Source organism: Thermophilibacter immobilis (assembly GCF_015277515.1).
In the GTDB taxonomy this organism is placed as follows: domain Bacteria; phylum Actinomycetota; class Coriobacteriia; order Coriobacteriales; family Atopobiaceae; genus Thermophilibacter; species Thermophilibacter immobilis.
The window spans coordinates 1,466,998-1,482,928 of record NZ_CP063767.1; the positions used below are offsets into that span (position 1 = coordinate 1,466,998).

General features: G+C 66.8%; 17 protein-coding genes. All 17 read right to left on the bottom strand.

What is annotated here, in order from left to right; all coding sequences use genetic code 11:
- Positions 1 to 273: an exodeoxyribonuclease VII small subunit gene (locus INP52_RS06590; RefSeq protein WP_194370167.1), complete on the bottom strand. Its 273-nt coding sequence runs from the start codon at positions 271 to 273 to the stop codon at positions 1 to 3.
- Positions 273 to 863: a transcription antitermination factor NusB gene (gene nusB / locus INP52_RS06595; RefSeq protein ID WP_194370169.1), complete on the bottom strand. Its 591-nt coding sequence runs from the start codon at positions 861 to 863 to the stop codon at positions 273 to 275. The genes INP52_RS06590 and nusB overlap by 1 nt, the downstream gene beginning before the upstream one ends.
- Before the next feature lies 1 nt (position 864).
- Positions 865 to 1,227 carry an Asp23/Gls24 family envelope stress response protein gene (locus tag INP52_RS06600; protein WP_194370171.1) on the bottom strand — a complete coding sequence of 121 codons (363 nt, stop codon included), beginning with the start codon at positions 1,225 to 1,227 and terminating at the stop codon, positions 865 to 867.
- Between the two features lie 170 nt (positions 1,228 to 1,397).
- The gene (locus tag INP52_RS06605) at positions 1,398 to 1,874 is read right to left on the bottom strand and encodes a formate/nitrite transporter family protein (RefSeq protein WP_194370173.1); all 477 of its coding nucleotides are present in this window, start codon (positions 1,872 to 1,874) and stop codon (positions 1,398 to 1,400) included.
- A gap of 271 nt (positions 1,875 to 2,145) precedes the next feature.
- Entirely contained in the window at positions 2,146 to 2,658 is a 513-nt protein-coding gene (mobA, locus tag INP52_RS06610) for a molybdenum cofactor guanylyltransferase (protein WP_194370175.1), read from the bottom strand.
- A 239-nt stretch (positions 2,659 to 2,897) separates the two neighbouring features.
- On the bottom strand, positions 2,898 to 3,464 hold the full coding sequence (gene efp / locus INP52_RS06615; RefSeq protein ID WP_194370177.1) for an elongation factor P: 567 nt from the start codon (positions 3,462 to 3,464) through the stop codon (positions 2,898 to 2,900).
- A 361-nt stretch (positions 3,465 to 3,825) separates the two neighbouring features.
- On the bottom strand, positions 3,826 to 4,212 hold the full coding sequence (locus tag INP52_RS06620; protein WP_194370179.1) for a DUF956 family protein: 387 nt from the start codon (positions 4,210 to 4,212) through the stop codon (positions 3,826 to 3,828).
- Positions 4,213 to 4,311: 99 nt separating this feature from the next.
- Positions 4,312 to 5,229 (bottom strand): PTS system mannose/fructose/sorbose family transporter subunit IID, encoded by a 918-nt coding sequence (locus tag INP52_RS06625; RefSeq protein WP_194370181.1) that lies wholly within the window; start codon positions 5,227 to 5,229, stop codon positions 4,312 to 4,314.
- Between the two features lie 21 nt (positions 5,230 to 5,250).
- Positions 5,251 to 6,066, bottom strand: coding sequence for a PTS mannose/fructose/sorbose transporter subunit IIC (locus INP52_RS06630; RefSeq protein ID WP_194370183.1), 816 nt, complete (start codon positions 6,064 to 6,066; stop codon positions 5,251 to 5,253).
- A gap of 15 nt (positions 6,067 to 6,081) precedes the next feature.
- Positions 6,082 to 7,068 carry a PTS sugar transporter subunit IIB gene (locus tag INP52_RS06635; RefSeq protein ID WP_194370185.1) on the bottom strand — a complete coding sequence of 329 codons (987 nt, stop codon included), beginning with the start codon at positions 7,066 to 7,068 and terminating at the stop codon, positions 6,082 to 6,084.
- Between the two features lie 548 nt (positions 7,069 to 7,616).
- Positions 7,617 to 8,741 (bottom strand): M24 family metallopeptidase, encoded by a 1,125-nt coding sequence (locus tag INP52_RS06640; RefSeq protein ID WP_194370187.1) that lies wholly within the window; start codon positions 8,739 to 8,741, stop codon positions 7,617 to 7,619.
- A 2-nt stretch (positions 8,742 to 8,743) separates the two neighbouring features.
- On the bottom strand, positions 8,744 to 9,913 hold the full coding sequence (locus tag INP52_RS06645; RefSeq protein ID WP_194370188.1) for a dehydroquinate synthase/iron-containing alcohol dehydrogenase family protein: 1,170 nt from the start codon (positions 9,911 to 9,913) through the stop codon (positions 8,744 to 8,746).
- Complete coding sequence (locus tag INP52_RS06650; protein ID WP_194370190.1) at positions 9,910 to 10,458, bottom strand: shikimate kinase; 549 nt, start codon at positions 10,456 to 10,458, stop codon at positions 9,910 to 9,912. The genes INP52_RS06645 and INP52_RS06650 overlap by 4 nt, the downstream gene beginning before the upstream one ends.
- A 34-nt stretch (positions 10,459 to 10,492) precedes the next feature.
- The gene (locus tag INP52_RS06655; protein ID WP_228478287.1) at positions 10,493 to 10,996 is read right to left on the bottom strand and encodes a YqeG family HAD IIIA-type phosphatase; all 504 of its coding nucleotides are present in this window, start codon (positions 10,994 to 10,996) and stop codon (positions 10,493 to 10,495) included.
- Between the two features lie 40 nt (positions 10,997 to 11,036).
- Positions 11,037 to 12,299: an endolytic transglycosylase MltG gene (gene mltG / locus INP52_RS06660; protein ID WP_194370194.1), complete on the bottom strand. Its 1,263-nt coding sequence runs from the start codon at positions 12,297 to 12,299 to the stop codon at positions 11,037 to 11,039.
- A gap of 9 nt (positions 12,300 to 12,308) precedes the next feature.
- Positions 12,309 to 12,722: a Holliday junction resolvase RuvX gene (gene ruvX / locus INP52_RS06665; RefSeq protein WP_194370196.1), complete on the bottom strand. Its 414-nt coding sequence runs from the start codon at positions 12,720 to 12,722 to the stop codon at positions 12,309 to 12,311.
- Between the two features lies 1 nt (position 12,723).
- Positions 12,724 to 15,387, bottom strand: coding sequence for an alanine--tRNA ligase (gene alaS / locus INP52_RS06670; protein ID WP_194370198.1), 2,664 nt, complete (start codon positions 15,385 to 15,387; stop codon positions 12,724 to 12,726).
- Positions 15,388 to 15,931 lie beyond the last annotated feature (544 nt).

Sequence of the window (15,931 nt, forward strand, 5' to 3'; positions counted from 1 at the left end):
CTAGTCCTGCGCGTCGTTGCTTCCGGCACCCGAGGCGTCGCCCCCGTCGGGAGCGTGGGGCGCCTCCTGAACCAGGCGCGCCTCCTCCTCGGGCGAGAAGTCCGTGGCGTCGACGAGCCCCACGGCCTTGGACCCGAGCGCGATGGCCTCGTCGAACAGGTCGAGCGAACGCTCGAGGGAGACGTCCTTGTCGCGCACCTGGCCGACGATGCCGTCAAGGCGCTCGGAGATCTCACCGAACGTCTGGTAGCGCGATACGTCGACGCGCCCCATCAGAGCTCCTCACCGCCATGGGAGGCGTCGATGAGCTCGCTGTCGTCCACGAAGGCGTCGCGCTCGTACGCCTCGTCGTCGTAGGCGGGCTCCCTGCCCTCCTCGGGGCCTTCCTCGCGGCCCCTGTCGGCGGCGCGCGCCGCAAGGGCCGCGCGGGCTCCCGCGACGACGTCGGCGCCCGCGTCAAGATCGTCGGCGACGCGACCCAGGAGACCGTTCACGAAGCGGGAGGACTCGTCGGTGCCGTAGGCCTTGGCGAGCTCGACGCACTCGTCGATCGTGACGGCGACGTCGACCTCGTCGACGTCGAGCATCTCGTAGAGGGCCAGGCGCAGCAGGTTGCGATCGACGGCGTTCATGCGACCGAGCGCCCACCTGGTAGAGCGCTGGGAAATGATGGCGTCCAGGTCGTGGCGACGGGCGTCGGCGCCCAGCGCGAGGGTGCGCGCGTACTCGTCGAGAGGACCCTCGGACAGGGCGTACTCCCCTGCCAGCACCTCCTCAACGCTGCGAAGATTGGCCTCCGCCTGGAACAGCAGCTGGAGGGCCTGGCTGCGGGCGAGGCTGCGACCGCCAAAGTGAATGCTCAAGTTACTCCTTGGGAAAGACGAGACTGTCAATGCGCACGTCGACGGCGGAGACGCCAACGCCGATCTGCTCGCAGACGGCCTCGGACACGGCCTGGCGGACGTCGGCGGCGAGCTTGGTGAACGGATAGCCGTAGAACACGGCGAGATGGACGCTCACGTGGAGCAGGTCGCCCTCGACGCTCGACTCGACGGCCTTGTCGGGGGCCACGCTTCTGCTCGTGAAGACGGAGATGAGGCTCGAGGCGATGTCGTTGCCCCCCACGGAGGCGACGCCCTCGACGCGGCGGGCGGCGAGGGAGACGATCGTGGAGACGACATCCCTCGAGATGCCGATGCCAGAAACGCAGAGCTCGCTTTCGGCCATGAAGGACCTCCTTTAGAGACGGGCGCGGGGCCCGAGGCGTGCGATGGTATCCGATTCAGTATATGCTAAATGGCTCGCGCTCCTAAGAAATATCATCTGCCTGCGCGCATCATCCTCGCTTCACCGCGGCAGCGTGTGGAGCTACACGTCCTGACCGCGCGCGAGCTCTGTCATCGGGGGCTGGACGACGATACAGTTGTAGAGGCCGTGGGACAGGTGGCGGTCCTTCTCCGGAAAGCTGACCACGTCATTGGTAAGCATGGCTCGGATGAGGCGGGTGAGGTCCCCCTCCTGCGGAAGTCCTGCCCGAGCCGGGCGTGGCGCCCCTCGGGCAAAAACTGCGCAAAGCCCAGGAAGTGGGCCAGGAGGTGCCAGTAGAACACGTGGAAGTCGACGAGGGACGCGTGCGGGTCACCCAAGAGCGAGAAGATCACGCCCCCGTCCCAGACCGACCCCATGACCGGGCTGCCCGAGCCCGCCGCGATGGTCTTGGCTGCAAAGTTCCCCTCCGTCAGTCCCAGCGCGTAACCGAAGAACCACGCGACCAAGACGCCGCCCACGATGTTGAAGAGGGAGATGAGAACCCAGTTCTTGGCCAGGTCAGAAAGTTTGATCTTCTTCTCGAGCACGCCGAACATCATGACCATGGCATTGCCTGTGACGAGCTCTCCCCCAGAGACACGATGGACAGAAGGCCCGCGGGGAACAGGCAGGCCCCCAGAAACGTGTCGAAGCTGCCCCACTCCTGGGGCACGATCCCGCTGACGCGGACGAACGCCAGAAATCCCGGCGCGATGAAGGCACCGGCATGATGCCCAGAAGCGCCGACTTCCAGAACGCAAGCCCACTCTTGTCGACGGCCTTGTCGGCAAAGTTCTCCATGGTCTCTCTGATTGAGAAGCTGTTCATGATCTCTCCCTACTCATGCCACTCGTGCAGCTGCGCTGGCATGTTGACGTTGTCCAGCGCGGCCTCCCCCATGTCCACGCACTCGACGTCCGGCTCGCAGAAGCCTGTCCTGATTCGAAGCTCCCCCGCCGGCAGGCGTCGCTCGAAGACGGACAGGCAGCTGCGATGGTAGAAGGCGAACAGCGTCTCGAGGTGAGAGCCCGAGAACGCCACCACCTGCTGGTCGTGAACTCGCTCGGCCAGCCAACGTATCTGCTTTGCGCTGATATGAGGGATGTCGCAGGCAACGAGAAACACGTGGGGCGTCGTCGCGTGATGCAGGGCCATGACGAGTCCGCCGAGCGGACCCGTCTGGGGAAACTCGTCCTCGACGATCTCGTAGCCTTGCTGGGCGCGCTGCGGGAATTTGTCCCTGATGTCGGCGACCAGAATAAGACGGGAGAAGACCTCCCGGGCCGTCCGGCAGGTTCGCTCGAGGGCATAGCCGCCATCCACCTGCAAAAGTGCCTTGTCAAAGCCCATACGACGGCTTTTGCCCCCACACAGAGGGGCTGTTGTTACCTCTTGCTCCTGCATGCTTTCCCGCCCAGCCCCACATCCACCTACGCAGGAGCCAGCCGGAGAAGTGAAATTGTCACTAATGCAATCACTGAAGTGATATAAGGCGGAACACTACTACAACTACAAAAACGCTCGCCTATCCCCGAAGGGATAAGACGAGCGGTCGCAACGCCACGGTAGACGGCTCTCCGAAAGGGCCCCTAGACGCGCGAGATGAACTTCCCGCCGTCGCGGGTGTCGACCTTGACGACCTCGCCCTGGTTGAGATACATCGGCACCTGAATCTGCGCGCCGGTCTCGAGCGTGGCCGGCTTGGTGCCTCCCTGGACGGTGTCACCCTTGAAGCCGGGGTCGGTCTCGGTGATCTCGGCCTCGATGAACATCGGGGGTTCGACGCCCAGGAGCTCGGTGTCCGCATAGAGCAGAAGGGCGGTGTCGTTCTCCTTGAACCACTTCGCTGAGTCGCCGATGAAGTCGGCGGGGACCTCGGTCTGCTCGTAGGTGTCGTTGTCCATGAAGTAGAAGATGTCGCCGTCGTTGTAGAGGTACTGCATCTCCTTGGTGATGAGCTGCACGCTCTCGAACTTGGTGCCGGCGTTGCAGGTCTGGTCGATCACGCGGCCGCTCTTGAGATCGCGAATCTTGTAGCGAACGAAGGCGCCGCCCTTGCCGGGCTTGACGTGCTGGAACTCGACGATGGTGTAGTACTTGGCATTGATCTTGAGACCCATGCCGTTCTTGAAGTCTGCGGTGCTAATAGCTGCCATGTGCTCTCTTCCCCTGCTGCCCGCTCATGCGAGCGCTCACATACGGGGGATTATTCTAGCACACGCAGGAGGGCCGCTCGTTTTCTGGCGTTGCCGCAAGGGTCGCGCTGAGGTGCCCGCCGCCGCTACCTCCGCCGCCTCCTGAGTCTCCTCGGCCTTCTGAGGATTGGAGCTATTTTTTTGATTTAACGAGCCCCTACTTTGCAGCAAAAGTGAACCGCCAACTGGGAAAACGTTCAACAAGGGTCGCTCTTTGGAGCAAGATCCTCGCGGGTTTATCAAAAAAACGCCCCCTTCGTGGAATGGCCCCCTGATGAGGCGCCCCGCAGCGAGGCACCGTGGCGAGAAGAGCAGGCCTCCCCTAGCGCCTCGTCAGGCTCCGCACCAGGCCCGAGAACCCGGCCGCAACCACCTGGAAGAAGCTCGCAGACCGCACGAGCCTCTGGGCACCGAGGTGAGCGCGCATCGCGCGCAGCGTGGCCTTGTCGTCGCGCGTGGAGAAGGAGTAGGTCCCCTGGCCATCCTTGCAGAACACCGCGAAGCGTGAGATCCACCTGCCGCCAAAGAGGACGGAGGCGGCCACGTGGTCGACCTGGTCCCAGGGAATCTGGATGAAGTCCTCGGGGTTCTTCTCGTTGTAGTACTCGAAGGCGCGGTCGCCCACCAGGACGTCGCCGTGCGTGCCCAGACCCAGATACGAGTTGGCCCTGATCGTAAGGTCAACATGTGTGTTGAGAGACTGTGCCATGCGAAGAGCACCTTTCCATCAAGGGGGCCGCACCTCATATCGTAGCAGGTGCGGCCCCGGGGCAGGTCGCGGAGCTCCCGCGGCCCACTGACTCATTGGCTACATGAAGCCGACAAGACGACCAAGAATGCCGAACGCGAACAGCGCGAGGATGATGACGATCGGCGAGACCTTCTTCTTGAGCAGCCAGCAGCACAGAAGCGTGAGGCCCACGGCCGCAAGGCCCGGGATGAGCTGGTCGAGGTTTTGCTGGAGCGTCGTGACCTTGCTGACGTCGAGGCCGTTGGCACCGAGCGACGCGAACTGCGTGAGCGCCGCCTTGATGCCCTCGGTGCCGGCGGGCAGGGCGTCCCAGTCGATGTAGGCGCCGGACGCCTGCTGGACCGTGGAGACGACCGGGGTGAACGAGATGGACACCCAGCGCTCGACGAGCGAGCCGATGATGAACATGCCGAGGATGGAGGCTCCCTCGGTGATCTTGCCCAGAAGGCCGCCCGAGAGGTCCTTGGAGATCGAAACGCCCACCTTGTAGCCGAACTCCTGCGTGTACCACAGGAAGGCGAAGCGGATGACGTTCCACAGGACGAAGAACAGGATGGGGCCGAGCACGTTGCCGGACAGGGCCATCGAGGCACCGAGCGCGCCCAGGATGGGGCGAAGGGTGAACCAGAACGCCGGATCGCCGACGCCGGCCAGAGGACCCATCATGCCGACCTTGACGCCCTGAATCGTGACGTCGTCGACGGGGGCGCCGTTGGCGCGGTCCTCCTCGAGGGCGAGCGTGACGCCAATGACGGGGGCGGAGACGTACGGGTGCGTGTTATAGAACTCGAGGTGCCGCTTGAGGGCCGCCACCTGGTCATCCTTGGAGCCGTACAGCTTCTTGATGGCCGGGATCATCGAGTAGCACCAGCCGCCGTTCTGCATGCGCTCGTAGTTCCACGAGCCCTGCAGGAACTGATGGCGCCAAGCCACCGAGAAGCGATCGTGCTTGGAGAGCTTGATTCTATCTGCCATGTTGTTTTCTCCTCTCGAGGCCTAGTAGGTGTCCAGGATGTCGCCAAGCGGATCGCCGGATCCTCCGCCCATGCCGCCGCCACGCTTGGCCTCTTCCTTGAGACCGAGGTAGATGAGGGCAAGGGAGACGCCGATGACACCCAAGGCGATAAGCGTGAGCTGGGAGAGGGCCGCGAGGGCGAAGCCCAGGGCAAAGAACGGCCAGACCTCCTTGGTGGCCATCATGTTGATGACCATGGCGTAGCCGACGGCGGCGACCATGCCGCCACCGACGGTCATGCCGCCCGCCAGCCAGGCCGGCATGGCGTTCAGGGCGCCCGTCACGGCCTCGGACGGGACGAAGCACAGGGCGACCGCCGGGATGAGGATGCGGACGCCCTGCATGAGGATGGCCACAACCTGCCAGAGGTCGATGGCACCGAAGTCGGCCTTCTCGGCCGCCTTGTCCATGATGTGAACGATGGGAATTGCGATGGTGCGGCAGATCATCGTGAGGAACAGACCGGCCACGGACAGAGGTACGGCCACGGCGATCGACGCGCTGATCGCGGTCTGCGTGTCCGTGGTGCCGCCGTCGAGGGCGAGCACCATGATGATGGCGGACGCGACCGACGCGAGCGCGGCGTCAGGGGCGACGGCGGCGCCGATGTTGGCCCAGCCGAGGGCCATCATCTGCAGCGAGCCGCCGAGCATGATGCCCTCGGTGGGGTGACCGCTCACGAGTCCGATGAGGGTGCATGCCACGAGCGGCTGGTGGAACTGGAACTCGTCCACGACACCCTCCATGCCCGCGAGCAGGGCCACAATGGCAATGAGAATAACGGTAAATACCGACATTGGTCCCTCCCTTTCCTAGGCCAGCTCGGCCTTCGCCTTCTTGATGAGCGCGTCGAACGACTCCGCGGAGTCGGCGGGCACCTTGCGGATGTCGAACTTGATGCCGTGGGCCTTGAGCTTCTCGAGCGTCTCGACGTCATCGTTGTCCATGGCGATCGCGTTGTTGACGACGACTTTGCCCACGGAGTGGGCCATGGAGCCGATGTTGACCTCGTGCACGTCCACGCCGCCCTCGACCGCGCGCAGGAGGTCCTGCGGCGTCTCGAAGAGCAGCATGGCCTTGGTGGCCCCGAAGCGCGGGTCGTGCGCGACCTCGATCATCTTGTCGATGGGGATGACGTGGGCCTTGACCCCTGGAGGCGCCGCCTGCTCAATCATGGACTTGCGCAGCTCGTCATGGGCCACGGCGTCCGAGACCACGATGATGCGGTCGGGACCGGTCATCTTGGTCCAGGTGGTAGCCACCTGGCCGTGGAGCAGGCGCGTGTCCACACGGGTGAGCACGAACTTGATGTGGCCGTCTCCGAGGACGGTTCCCTCGGGGATGGATCCGACCGGGGCGCTGGGCGCAGGAGCCGCGGGCGCAGGAGCTGTGGGCGCCAGGTCCTCGGGCTTGACGACCACACCGGCCTTGGCGTCGCCGAAGGCCTCCTTGGCGACATCGGCGGCGGTCTCGGAGCCGGGGCGCGCGCCGTAGGCCGAGACGAGCATCGGCAGGTTCAGGCCGCCCAGGGCGACCCAGCCTTCGTGTCCCTCCTCGTCAAGCAGCAAACTGACCTGGTTCCAGGGCGTTCCCCCCTGGAGGTCGACCAGGAACAGAACCTGCTCCTGGTCCTCGAGGCCCTGAACGGCCTCGAGAAGCTTCGCCTTGAGGTCGCCTGGCCCCATCTCGGGCGTGAGCGTCACGGTTGCCACGTTTTCCTGCGGACCAAAGATCATCTGACCGGACGTCTTGATGCCCTCGGCGAACGTGCCATGACTGGCTAGAACGATGCTAACCACTGCTTACCTCCTTTTCCCAACGCAAATGAATACGCATGCATGCAACAGGTAGGAAAATCCCTCATGAATTCTCCTTCTCTGCTCCATGAGACGTCCATATTCTATTCTTAAATTCGACATATGCAACTCTTTATTTTATTTTTTTTCTTCACGGAAGAGAGGGCGCCGTTCGGGGGCCTCGGTGTTGACATTTGGAATTTATACCCCCACCTATCTTCTGGAGGGTGCGGGGCCCCGGCGCGCGACCAGCACGGTCGAGCGCGCAGCCGGGTGCGCAGCCAAGCGTAGGATTGGGGCACAATTTTTATATTCAGCGCCTCTGAGGGCACCCGCCCTTCTCTGCGGCCTGAGGAAACGCCGCCGGAGGCAGCAAAAAAACGCTCGCAGGGGGCCAGGGCATCAAAAATGTGCCCCAATCCTCGCGCGGCGGGGAGGAGGGACGAGAAGGCAGGTGGGCTGAGGAAAAAGCGCGGAGAGGGCGAGAAGGAGAGAAACGGGGCGGACCCCACCAGGGGGACCCGCCCCGTGCACCCGATGCTAAGAGCGAGCTAGCAGTCGATCACCCGGAGCTCATGCGGGGAGGCCGTGAACGGCTCGAAGCCCGCAGGTCCCATGAGGCCGAAGTCCTCGAGGCGGATGCCGAAGCGGCCCGGCAGGTAGATGCCCGGCTCGATCGTGATGACGGAGCCCTCGGGGACCGGGCGCGCCCACGCGCGGCCGAAGCTGGGGCGCTCGTGGATCTCCAGGCCCACGCCGTGGCCGAGGCCGTGCTTGAAGTAGTCGCCGTAGCCCGCCTCGGTGATGACGCTCACGGCGAGCTCGTGGATGTCGCGCCCGATGCAGCCGGGCTTGGCAGCGGCGGCGCAGGTCTCGTGCGCGGTGCGCACGACGTCGTAGACGTGGCGCTTCTCTTCGCCTGGCTCGCCCACGGCCACGGTGCGGGTCATGTCGGAGTGATAGTCGTGGTAGAGCGCGCCGTAGTCCATCACGACGAGGTCCCCGCGCTCGACGACGGTCTCGCCGGGTTGGGCGTGGGGGTTGGCGGCGTTGACCCCCGTGGCGACGATCGTGCCAAAGGACAGGGCGTCGGCCCCGTGGCTGAGCATGTAGTTCTCGAGCTCGACGCGAATCTGCTGCTCGGTCAGGCCCGGCTTGATGAAGCCGCAGATGTGCTCGAAGGCCGCGTCAGTAATCGACTGCGCATGGCGCATGAGGGCAATCTCTTCGTCGTCCTTGACCATGCGCAGGTCGCAGAGGTCCTGGTGCATCCGCGGCATCAGGCAGGCGATTGACGCATGCGCACACGCCTCGGCGAACGCGTCAAAGAACGCAAGGTCGCAGGTGTCCTCGACCGCGACGACGCGCGCTCGGGCGCCCGAGACGCGCCGCGCGGCCCAGGCGGCGGGGTCGACCTGGTCCATGTCGATCTGCCAGGCGCTCTCTGACCCCAAGCGGGTGAGGAAGGTGTTGTAGTAGCGCGAGTCGGTGTGGAGCCACAGGTCGTGCGCGGTAATCACGGCCGTGTGGGCCACCTCGTCATCGAAGGTGCGCTGCGCGCCGGTGAGCCAGCGCAGGTCGGGGTTGTTGCGCACGATCGCGGCGTCGTAGCCGCGCTCGGCCATGAGGGCGCGGAAGCGCTCCACGCGCGCGGTGCAGGCTGCTTGATCTGCCATAGTTACTCTTCTCTCTCGAGGTTGTTCTGCGCGGGGCCCTCTGGGGGGACCGGGCGCGCGGCACACCAGGCGCGCGCGTGCTCGGCGATGAGGTCGTCGGCGACGATCGCAAGGCGCACGCGCCCGATGGCGCGCGGGAGCGGGAGCATGAAGCGCCTGCTGCGGCGAAAGCGCTCGGCCTTGAGCGCGCGCACGAGCACCTCGGGATCGACCACGGCCGCGGTCGTGCCCACCCCGAGCCGCTCGAGGAGCTCGTCCTGGCAGAGCATGTCGTCGACGGAGAACTGCTCCATGCCCACGGCCAGACGCGCCGAGAAGCGCAGGGCGTCGCCGAGCGTCGCCGAGGCGGGCACCTCGGGGCCCACGAGCCCGGCGAGCGCGCGGGCGAAGTCCTGACCGTAGGCGGCCGACTGGCGCGTGGCCAGGGAGGTGGACGAGACGACCTTGCCGCGGCTCTTGACCGTGTCGAGGAGCTGCGTCACGAGCGCGGAGAAATCGCCCGCCACGAGGTCGGGAGCGCTGTCCCAGAGCCGTCCGAAGGCCTTGTCCGAATCGTCCATGGCCGTGGCGACCATGTGGGCGAAGCCGAGGCGAGCCCGCTCCCGCACGGGATCGAAGCCCAGAAGGTCGACGTCGACGAGCGAGAAGCGCGCGGAGCCCTCCTGGACGACCAGGGATGGGGCTCCCGGCACGTCGAGGGCCAGAGGCGTCGTGCCGGCCGTGAGAGCGCTCACGAGGTCGAGGGGCACCTCAGCCAGGGAGACGCCCCCGCACCATGATGCGCACGCGAACGAGGCGACGGAGAGGGTCTTCTCGCCTCCCGCGGCCACGACGAGGTCATCGGCCGTGATGCCGGCTTTGGCGAAGAGGGCGTCGAGCGCGCCCGCGCGGGCCAGCTCGCAGCCGCCTGCGGGCATCTCGATCAGGCGGACCTCGAAGCCCTCGGCGAGCAGGTCGACCCGGAGCCGCGAGACGAGCTCGTCGGCGTCGCCCTCGTGCACCAGGGCGCAGCAGTGCGGCTTTCCCACGCAGGAGCGCAGGTCGTGCGCGAAGGTGACACTCGTGCCCACGCCCGCCCGCACGTCCATCGACGAGTTGCGCAGCGTGACCCACTGGCGCACGCTGCTCCTCTCGGCACCGTGCGTCTCTTCGGTGACGTGCGTCTCGCTCATAGCAGGCCCCTCTCCCAGAGCAGTCCCCCCGACTCGAGGGCGACCTGCTCGAACGTCTTGTTCCTGATATCAACCGTGATGTCGGCGGCCTCCTCGTAGAGCGGCCGGCGGCGGGTGAGAACCGCGGCGGCATGAGCGTTTGACCCAAGGTCGGGCCGGCGCTCGGGACAGCGAATCTGGCGCAGCGAGTCCGCGAGGTCGCCCTCGAGGTAGACCACGACGCCCATCTCGTGCATGAGCCCGCAGTTCTTGGAGCGCTCCACGATGCCGCCGCCGCAGCTCACGAGCAGGGACTTGCGCCGCGCGAGGGCGGCGAGCTCGCCGGTCTCAGCGTCGCGAAAGGCCCCTTCGCCGTCCTCGGCGAAGACCTCCGAGACGCTCTTGCCCAGGAGGCGCTCAACCAGGCGGTCCGTGTCAACGTGGGAGCGATGAAACAGGGAGCCCAGGTTACGAGCGAGGGTCGACTTGCCCGCGCCTAGAAAGCCCACGAAGAAGATGTGATCACATCCCTCGTGCACCACGTAGCCCGCATCACCTGACACCATGAACCTCCACGACTTGACACCGCAGAAGATTCTATCAGGTTAGCCCGGTCCCCGTTTTAGCCCCCTCCTCCCCCAGAAACTCCACGTCGCGCAAGACGAGGCGCTCGAGGGCGCGCAGGAGGTGGGTGTACCACAGGTCGCTTGGTGACTGGGGCCGCACGAGGATCGTGCGCGCACCCGCGAGGTTGCCGGCGAGGACGTCGGTGAAGACCTGGTCGCCGATCATGACGGTCTCGTCAGCGCGCGCGCCCGCCGCGCGCATGGCGCGCCTGAGCGCGAAGGGCGAGGGCTTCATGGCGTGATCGACGACGGCGCATCCCAGATCAGCCGCCGAGGCCGCCACCTCGGCGGTGTGAAAGTTGTTGGAGACGAGACAGACCGAGAGGCCCGCTGCGCGCGCGGCGTCGAGCCAGGCGCGCACCTCGGCGGGGGCGTGGCCGGTGTCGCGCGGCACGCAGGTGTTGTCGCGGTCGACGAGCACGAGGCGCACGCCTGCGCGGGCAAGCTCACTCACGTCCACGAGGGGCAGAGACGCCACGTAGCGCGTCGCCGCAAAGGGGCCGCGCCGCGGCGCTCGCCTACTGCGGGCGGTTGTCGATGGCTTGCTGGTGCTGCTCATAGGTATGCGAGAACACGGCGTAGTCGCCTGAGATGTAGAAGTAGTAGTAGTCGGTGTCATCCGGGCTGGCCGCCGCCTCGAGTGACTCCAGGCTCGGCGAGCAGATCGGCGTGGGGGTGAGGCCGGAGCGCAGGTAGGTGTTGTACGGGTCGTCGACCGTGAGGTCGTCGGCCGTGACCTCGCGCCCGAGCGAGTACGCCAAGGTCGCGTCGCTCTGGAGGTCCATGCCGGCCGCGAGGCGGTTGCAGAAGACCGAGGCGATCTGGCCGCGCTGTTCGTCGGTCAGGGCCTCGCGCTCCACGATGGAGGCGAGCGTGACGACGTCGTTCTCGTCGAGCTCGATTCCGTAGCGCGCGGAGAGCGTGGTCGCGGCCCCCGCAAGGTCGAGCGAGGCCACCTCGCTCTGGTACTGGGAGAGCATCGCGCGAATCACGGCGTCTGCCGAGACCTCCTTGCCGGTGAAGTCATAGGTCTTGGGGAAGAGGTAGCCCTCGAGCGAATCGTCGCCGACGTCGGCGAGAAACGCGTAGTCGGGCGCGTAGTTCGAGGCCTTGGCCTGGGCGACGAAGTCATCCGCGGAGATGCCGAGCGCGTCCTGGACGACCTGGGCGGTACGGGCCACCGAGTAGCCCTCGGGGATGGTGAGCTGCGAGGAGGAGGCGTTGGGACCGCTCACGAGCAGGTTGATGACGTTCGTGAGGTCGTCACCGGCCGTGAACGTGTAGGTGCCGCTCTTGAGACCCTGGTCGGCCTCGGCCCGGCGCACCTGCGAGAGGAACTCGCTCGTGCTCGGGATGACCCCCGCCTCATAGAGCGCCTGGGCCACCTCGCTGGCGCCCGCCCCGCCGGGGATGGTGAGCGTGACCTGGGTGCCCGCCGCCACGTTGGGCGCATCGTCGCCGGAGCCTGCCGTGAGGCGCGGGATCACCACGAAGGCCACGACGCAGGCGAGCGCCACGACCACGGCGACGCCGGCCGCGATCAGCGGGAGCCGGCCGCGACCGGGCGGCTCGGGGGCGCGCCGGACGCGGTGGCCCTGGGCGCGGCGCGTGGCCTCGGCGCTTCTCGCGGAGACGCGCGCTCCCGACGAGCCCGAGCGCGACGGCTGCGCCGTGCGCGGACGCGCGTGGGAGGAGCGGGAAGGAGACGGGCGTCGGTCGGGGGCACCGCCGTCGAAGTGAGATCCCCCGTGCGCGGGAGTCTTGCCGGTGGGTGTGGCCATCATTGCCTCTCAGACGTGTCGGGCGTCCAGCCAGGACTGCAGGAACAGGGACGCGGCGACCATGTCCACCTTGCCGCGCATCGAGCGCTCGGTAAGGCCCTGGCGTCTCAGGATACGCTTGGCCTCGGCCGAGGAGAGTCGCTCGTCGACAAACTCCAGCGGAAGTCCGCAGGTGGCGGCCACCTGCTCGGCCTGGGCTCGGATGCGTGCGGCCTGCGGCCCCTCCTGGCCCACCAGGGTCCGTGGCAGACCGCAGACGAGAAGCTCGGGCTCCCAGTCGGACAGCACGCGGCGGAAGGGCGCGGCGCAGCCGAGGACCTCGTTGGCGGGTAGGACGCAGACGGGCGAGGCAACGCGGCCGGTCGGGTCGCTCACGGCGACGCCGATGCGCACCTCGCCTATATCGAGCGCCAGGACGCGCACGCTAGTGGGAGAGCTCTGTGGCCGCGGCGTCGAGGGCGGCGTCGATGCCGGAGGCGTCCGAGCCGCCGGCCTGCGCCATGTTGGGACGCCCGCCGCCGCGCCCGCCCACGAGCCCGGAGATCTTGCGAATCAAGTCGCCGGAGCCAAAGCCCGCGCGCACGGCCGCGTCGGTGCCGGCAGCGAGCAGGGCCACCTTGCCCTCGGGGGTCCGCGTTGCTATGACGCAGGCGACGGGACCGTCCGCCTTCTCGCGGATGGAGTCCCACAGCTCGCGCAGGCCCTGGGAGTCGAGCCCGTCGCGCCGGACGATCACGCACGTGTATGCGCCGCAGTCGAGGGTCCTCTCGGCACCCCCGGCGGCCGCTGGCGCGCCCGCGCCAGCGCCGGTGAGGGCATCGCGCAGCTTCTTGGCGGAGTCGCGCGCCTGGTCGCGCACGGACTCGATGCGCTCGACCAGGTCGGTCGGGCGGCACTTGAGCAGGTGCGCGGCCTGGGTGAGCACCGCGAGCTGTTCGTCGACGTACTCGAGCGCGCCCATCGAGGTGACGGCCTCGATGCGTCGCGCGTTGGATCCCACCGAGCTCTCGGAGACGATCTTGAACAGGCCGAGGTCGGCCGTGTTGCGCGCGTGCGTGCCGCCGCACAGCTCTCGCGAGAAGGGCGTCTCGGAGGCGCCCGCGCTGACCACGCGCACGACGTCGCCGTACTTCTCGCCGAACAGGGCCACGGCGCCGGAGGCCTTGGCCTCGGCGAGCGGCATGACGCGGGTCACGATGGGCTCGGCCGCGAAGATCTCGGCGTTGACCATGCCCTCGATGCGCTCGAGCTCGTCAGGCGTTAGGGCCTCGAAGTGGGTGAAGTCGAAGCGCAGGTGGTCGGGGGCCACGAGCGAGCCGGCCTGGGAGACGTGCGGCCCCAGGACCGCCTTGAGCGCGGCGTCGAGCAGGTGCGTGGCGGTGTGGTTGCGTCGAACGAGCTCGCGTCGTCCCCGGTCGATCGAGGCGACCACGCGCTCGCCCACCGAGACCGATCCCTCCTCGAGCGTTGCCGCATGTGCGTAGAGCCCCTCCTTGACCTGCACGTCGGTCACGCGCAGGGTGGCGTGGGGGGCCGCGAGCGCACCGGTGTCCGCGCACTGGCCGCCCATCTCGGCGTAGAGGGGCGTGCGGTCGAGCACGACCTCGACGGCGTCACCGGCATGCGCGCAGTCGACCGAGGCACCGTCCACCACGAGGGCGAGCACGCGGCACCCCTCGAGCTCGTCATGGTCGTAGCCGTCGAACTGCGTGGGCACCAGACGGGCCGAGAGCTCGCTCCAGACGTTGTTGAAGCTGCCCCAGGCGTCGCGGTTGGCGGCGGCGCGGGCGCGCTCGCGCTGGTCGGCCATGCAGGCGTCGAATCCCGCCATGTCAACCTCGTGGCCGGCCGCGTCCGAGATCTCTCGCGTGAGGTCGATCGGGAAGCCGTAGGTGTCGTGGAGCTTGAAGGCGACCGCGCCGGCAAGCTCGGCGTCCGCCGCGAGGCCGGAGAGCTCGGAGGCGAGGCTCTGCTCGCCGGCGTCGAGCGTGGTGCCGAAGTGCCCCTCCTCGGCGCGGACGATGCCCTCGATGAGGGCGTGACTCTCCACAAGCGCCGGGTAGGTCTGACCCATGAGTCGCGTGACCTCGTCGACGTAGGTGGTGAGAAACGCCCCGCGCACTCCCATGAGGCGACCATGGTAGACGGCGCGACGCAGAAGGCGGCGCAGGACGTAGCCGCGTCCCTCGTTTGACGGCAGGATGCCGTCGGAGATCATGAAGGTCACGGCGCGGGCGTGGTCGGCCACGATGCGCAGGCTCCGGTCGCGGGCGGCGTCGACGCCGTAGGAGGCGCCGGACAGGCGCTCCCCCACCGTGATGAGCGAGCTCAGGAGGTCACCGTCGTAGTTGGTCCCCTTGTGCTGCATGATGGCCGCGATGCGCTCGAGGCCCATGCCGGTGTCCACGTTTCTGTGGGGCAGCTCGGGCAGGGAGCCGTCCTCCTGGCGGTCGTACTGCGTGAAGACGAGGTTCCAGAACTCGAGGTAGCGGTCGCAGTCGCAGCCGGGGGCGCAGTCAGGGCTTCCGCAGCCGAACTCCTCGCCCTGGTCGAAGTAGATCTCGGAGCAGGGGCCGCAGGGGCCGGTGGGGCCGGCGGCCCAGAAGTTGTCCTCCTCGCCGAGGCGGGTGATGTGGTCCGCGGCCACGCCCTGGGCGCACCAGAGCTCGGCGGCCTCGTCGTCATCGGTGAAGACCGTCATGTGGAGGCGCTCGGGGGGCAGGCCCAGGTGCTCGGGGCTCGTGATGAACTCCCAGGCCCAGGCGATGGCGTCGGCCTTGCTGTAGCCCCCGAAGGAGAAGTTGCCGAGCATCTCGAAGAAGGACAGGTGGCGGGGGTCGCCGATGTTGTCGATATCGTTGGTGCGCAGGCACTTCTGGCAGGAGCAGGCACCGGGCCCGTCCATGGTCTTGGTCCCCTGGTAGTACTCCTTGAACTGGTTCATGCCCGCGTTGGCGAGCAGCAGGGACGGGTCGTCCGGGACGAGCGACGAGGACGGGTAGCGAGTGCAGCCCTTGGCCTCGAAGAAGGCGAGAAAGTCCTCGCGGATCTGGGCGGTGGTCATGGTCTTGTAGTCAGGCGTGCTCATGGTGCTCCCTCTGCACTCGGGTGCTTCTCGTATGCGTAACTGGAACAGTATATATGCATTTACCGACACTTACACACGATGCTATCTACCTGCGTATATACGTTTTCAGAGTCCCACATTTCCCGTACTTACAGGGACTTAGGTTAAATTAGGGTCGGAAATCCTGCGAAAAAATGTTGAGCTTGTCGCCCCGCGCGCAGCACCTGCGAGGCCACGCCTCGCGCAGCGGGATCTCGAGCTGCGGCATAGGAGCCCCCCATCGGACTCGAGCATGACACGAGGGGTCAGGGGTTTGTCATCCAGACAGATGTGAGTAATAACCTGACGTTCGAAGTATGCTCTCGTAGCCGCCCTGGCCGATGTGGCAGCTCGCGAACTCACAAAACTGTGTGGTGGTGCTGAGGTGGCACTGTTGCGCCATCGCCGAGACCATGCCGCTGCTGAGCTCTTTCTTGCCCCCATGGCTGACCCTTGTGCGGATGCTGGTGCGCCTCCCATCAGGCGTTTCGTAGCAAAGATACTTGTGGTCCCCGTCCCTGCAGAC